6 protein-coding genes are annotated in these 4,154 nt (G+C 54.3%); all 6 read right to left on the bottom strand.

The features are described 5' to 3' along the window. Positions 1-135: 135 nt before the first annotated feature. Positions 136-339 carry a heavy-metal-associated domain-containing protein gene (locus VEI96_08850; GenBank protein HXX58093.1) on the bottom strand — a complete coding sequence of 68 codons (204 nt, stop codon included), beginning with the start codon at positions 337-339 and terminating at the stop codon, positions 136-138. Positions 340-357: 18 nt separating this feature from the next. Then, positions 358-1,461, bottom strand: a complete 1,104-nt coding sequence (locus VEI96_08845) for an inositol-3-phosphate synthase (protein ID HXX58092.1) — start codon at positions 1,459-1,461, stop codon at positions 358-360. Positions 1,462-1,521: 60 nt separating this feature from the next. Continuing rightward, positions 1,522-1,962 (bottom strand): Hsp20/alpha crystallin family protein, encoded by a 441-nt coding sequence (locus tag VEI96_08840; GenBank protein HXX58091.1) that lies wholly within the window; start codon positions 1,960-1,962, stop codon positions 1,522-1,524. A 121-nt stretch (positions 1,963-2,083) separates the two neighbouring features. Further along, positions 2,084-2,845, bottom strand: coding sequence for a DNA repair protein RecO (gene recO / locus VEI96_08835; protein HXX58090.1), 762 nt, complete (start codon positions 2,843-2,845; stop codon positions 2,084-2,086). After that, positions 2,845-3,297: a bifunctional nuclease family protein gene (locus VEI96_08830; GenBank protein ID HXX58089.1), complete on the bottom strand. Its 453-nt coding sequence runs from the start codon at positions 3,295-3,297 to the stop codon at positions 2,845-2,847. The genes recO and VEI96_08830 overlap by 1 nt, the downstream gene beginning before the upstream one ends. Then, positions 3,298-4,154, bottom strand: an 857-nt coding sequence (gene era, locus VEI96_08825) for a GTPase Era (GenBank protein HXX58088.1), incomplete at its 5' end; no start/stop codon positions are given.

The raw sequence follows: 4,154 nt of genomic DNA, 5'->3' as shown, positions 1-4,154 counted from the left end.
CTCAACGGCTGCGAGGAGGATCGGGAATGCTCTTGATGCGCCTGCCGAAGATGACGGCTCAGGGAAAAGCCGGGCTCTCTTCGGCATGACCGGGGCGGAGAGGGTTCCGCCCGTGCCGGCATGAATTCGGACGCGTTACGCGGCTACCTTATACCCTGCACTTACAACGGCCTTTTCGATATCCCCTCTCGAAAGGTTCTTTTCATCGAATGTTACCTTTACGAGTCCTATCTGGACATCCGATGCCTGAATGCCCTTCAGGCCTTCCAGGGCCTTCTTTATTCTCCCGACGCAATGCATACAACTCATTCCTTCAACCTTAATGATCGCCTCGGTCATACAACCTCCTCCAGTTTCTCACTTCTCCCGCTTTCCCGCAATAAACTCCTCTACCATGTCCCGCGCATCCTCATCGGAGAACTGCTGAATCGGATGCTTCATAAAATACGAAGAAGGAGAAATGAGAACACCGCCGACCTTTCTGTCAAGGCCGATCTTGCAGCATCTCAGCGCATCAACGACGACGCCCGCGCTGTTCGGCGAATCCTCCACGGAAAGTCTCAGTTCTATGTTCATGGGGATATTGCCGAACCCCCTCCCCTCCATCCGCAAAAAACAGACCTTGTTGTCATAAAGCCACGGCACGTAATCGGATGGACCGATGTGGATGTTTTCGTTCAGCAGGGGCTTATGGAGCTGAGACTGGACCGCCTCCGTCTTCGAAATCTTCTTCGATTTCAGTCTCGACTGGTTCAGCATGTTGAGGAAGTCCGTATTGCCTCCGACATTGAGCTGGTAGGTGCTGTCGAGCTTCACGCCCCTGTCTTCAAAGAGACGGGTGAGCATCCGGTGAATGATGGTTGCACCGAGCTGGCTCTTGATGTCGTCCCCGATAACGGGTATCCGCCTTTCCTCGAACCGTCTTGCCCAGTTCTTATCGGAGGCGATAAAGACCGGCACGCAGTTGATAAAACCGATTCCGGCCTTCAAGCAGGCATCGGCATAATAGGCCGTGGCCCTTTCAGCCCCAACCGGCATATAGCATATCAGCATATCGGCTCCTGACCGTTTGAGGACGAGGGCAACGTGAACGGCCTTTTTATCGGAGACGACAAACCTCCTGTCCTCAGGATAATCCTTCATATGGGAAGCGACGCCGTCGAGGACCTCACCCATCTGGACCTTCACGGAATAGTCGGGGATGCGGGGGTTGAATACCTTGGTGCAGTTGGGTTTCGCAAACGCAGCTTCCCTGAGGGGCCTGCCGACCTTCCTTTTATCGATGTCGAAGGCAGCAACGAACTCGATATCGGAAGGCCTGTATCCCCCGAGTTCATAATGCATGAGGCCGAGCGATCTGTCGGGATGCCGATCACCGAGTCTTTTGTAGTGGGCGACTCCCTGGAGGAGAGAACTCGCACAGTTTCCGATACCGGCAATAGCTACACGTATCTTTCCCATTTACCCCTTTCACCATTGAGAAGGATTACCGACTGCGTCCCGCGAAAACGACGACCGGAATTACGATCGTTCGACGATCTCGATCTGCCTCGGCGACACTTCCACTTTCTTGGGGAGTACGATCCGGAGCACCCCATCCCTGAAGGTCGCCGTTATCGTCTCCTGATCGACCGAACCAGGAAGGAGAAACGACCGCGAGAACCTTCCGTAGGCACGTTCAATCCGATGATAGCCCTCCATCGTAGCCCTCCGGGATCTTCGTTCTCCCTCGATGGTGAGCGTGTTGGTCTGAACCTTTATCTCTATATCGGACTGCGCAACCTCCGGGAGTTCCGCTTCGACGACAAACTCGCTCCCTGCTTCATAGATATCTACTGCAGGAGACCACGTACCTCCCCCCGCGTCTTCAGGGGCCGCCGCCCCGCCCATGGCGTCTTCGAAGAGCCTGTTCACCCGCTCCTGAATAGAAAAAAGATCTCTCAGGGTATCCCGCTTATTCATTGCTTAAACCTTACACGGTACAGAAACGGCTGTGTGTTTGTAACACATTTTATATATCAACCAGAGCCTTCCTGTCAAGGCACAACCCCCATGAAAAGAGCATAAACCGCATACCAAGCGGTCACACCTGGAGGCCCCTCGTTCTCAGAGGCTTCGATAGGGTATACCGGAGATGGGCGTCGATCAGACCGGATAATTCGGCGAGCATGGTCCCAGACGGTCGTATCCTCGCGATCTTCGAGGTCTCCCACTTCCGCAGAGTCGCATAGAGTTCGATCGCGCCCGGCGAAACCTTTATCTGCCCATCCATAGCAGAGGTACAGGCCCCGCAGATGACCGAGCCATGCGCTATATAGAAGTTAACGCCCGACCTGCCGCACCGCGCGCATCCTTCAAGGGCGGGACCGTAACCGGCCATGTCGAGCAGTTTCACCTTGGAGAAGAGCACGAGACAATCGAGGAATCCCTTTGATCGCCGCTTATCAAGGCGAAGGCGGGAATAATCCGTATCAATCGCATCGAGAATCCCCCAGAGGAGACGAAAGATATCTCTGTTCGGCTCGCGCTCCGGCAGAAGGTTCAGCGTGAGCTCGAGTATCTCCGCCATGCTGAAGAAACTCTCAAGGTCATCCCGTACGGACTGGAAGGGCCTGACGATATCCGACTGTGTCAGGCGCGGGAGGCCGGCGTCCTCCCTGCCCCAAAATGAAATCTTTGCATGGGTCAAAGGCTCGAGACTGCTCCCGAACCTGCTCTTCACTTTCCGCGGGCTCTTTGCGAAGGTCTTCAGCAATCCGCAGTCAGATGAAAGGAAGGTAACGATAAGGTCTGCTTCTGAAAAGGGAGTGGTCTTCAGGACTATCGCTTCGGTTCTCTGAAGCATTACATGACGTTACCGAAATCTTCGGGTTTCAGGTTCTTGAGCCAGTCTTCAAGCTCATCGCTGCTCCGTTTTTCGAGGATCCCCTCTTCAACAAAGATAGGGGCCTCAACTCTCAAGGCGACGGCAACGGCATCGCTCGGCCTCGAATCGATCGTCACTTCTTTCTTGCCGTCGACAAGGTGAATGAGGGCGTAATAGGTGTTATCGAATATTTCCGTCACCACGACCCTCGTCACCTTCGCCTTAAGACCGATGACGATATTCTTGATGAGGTCATGGGTAAGCGGCCTCGGCGTCGCAACCTTTCCGAGGGCGAGGGCGATCGAATCAGCCTCGGGCTTCCCGATCCATATGGGAAGGGTGTCGTTGCCGTCGATCTGTCTCAGGAGCAGGATGTACATGCTGCTCCGGGGATCGAAGAGCAGACCCTCCACTTTCATCTGAACAAGCATCTATTCAAACCCCATTTCTTTCAGTTTCCTCAGGTCGCTCCGCCAGTCTTCTTTGACCTTTACCCACAACTCCATAAAAACTTTTCGTCCCAGGAAACGCTCGATATCAGCCCTTGCCGCGGTGCCGATGGATTTGAGTCTCCCCCCGCCTTTTCCTATTATAATACCTTTCTGCCCCTGCCTTTCAACATAAATATTCGCCGACAGCGAGGTCAGTCCGTCTTCCCTTTCGGTCCACTGCACGATCTCGACGGCGACCGCATGGGGCACCTCGTCCTTCGTTAATTCCATGACCTTCTCACGGATTATCTCGGAAACGAGAAAACGCTCGTACTCGTCGGTAATAGCGTCATCAGGATAATATTTGGGCCCCTGAGGTAGTTTCCCGACAACGGTATCAACGAGCATCTTCACATCGTCCGGGTTCAGGGCGGACAAAGGGAAAACCGTTTCAAAAGGATAGAGCCCGCTGAATTCCTCGATGAGCGGGAGGATCTCTGTCTTCTTTATCAGGTCTATCTTGTTTATGATGAGAAACACCGGAGGGGCCGTGCCTGATTCCCTCAGAGAATTAATGATAAACCGGTCACCGGGACCGGCCGCTTGAGGTTCGACCATCAGGAAGATGACGTCCGCGTCCTTCAGCGCCTCCTTCGCCTCCCGGAGCATGAATTCGCCCAATCTGTTCGAGGGCCTGTGTATCCCGGGAGTATCGATGAAGATGATCTGGCTGTCGCGTGACGTCCTTATACCGATAATCTTCTTGCGGGTGGTCTGCGCCCTCGAGGTGACGATCGCGACCTTTTCACCGAGGATGCTGTTCAGGAGGGTTGATTTCCCGACATTGGGTCTGCCGA

Source organism: Thermodesulfovibrionales bacterium, from assembly GCA_035622735.1.
GTDB lineage: Bacteria > Nitrospirota > Thermodesulfovibrionia > Thermodesulfovibrionales > UBA9159 > DASPUT01.
The sequence above is the reverse complement of the archived record's forward strand: the minus strand, read 5'-3'. Positions and strand labels throughout refer to the sequence as shown.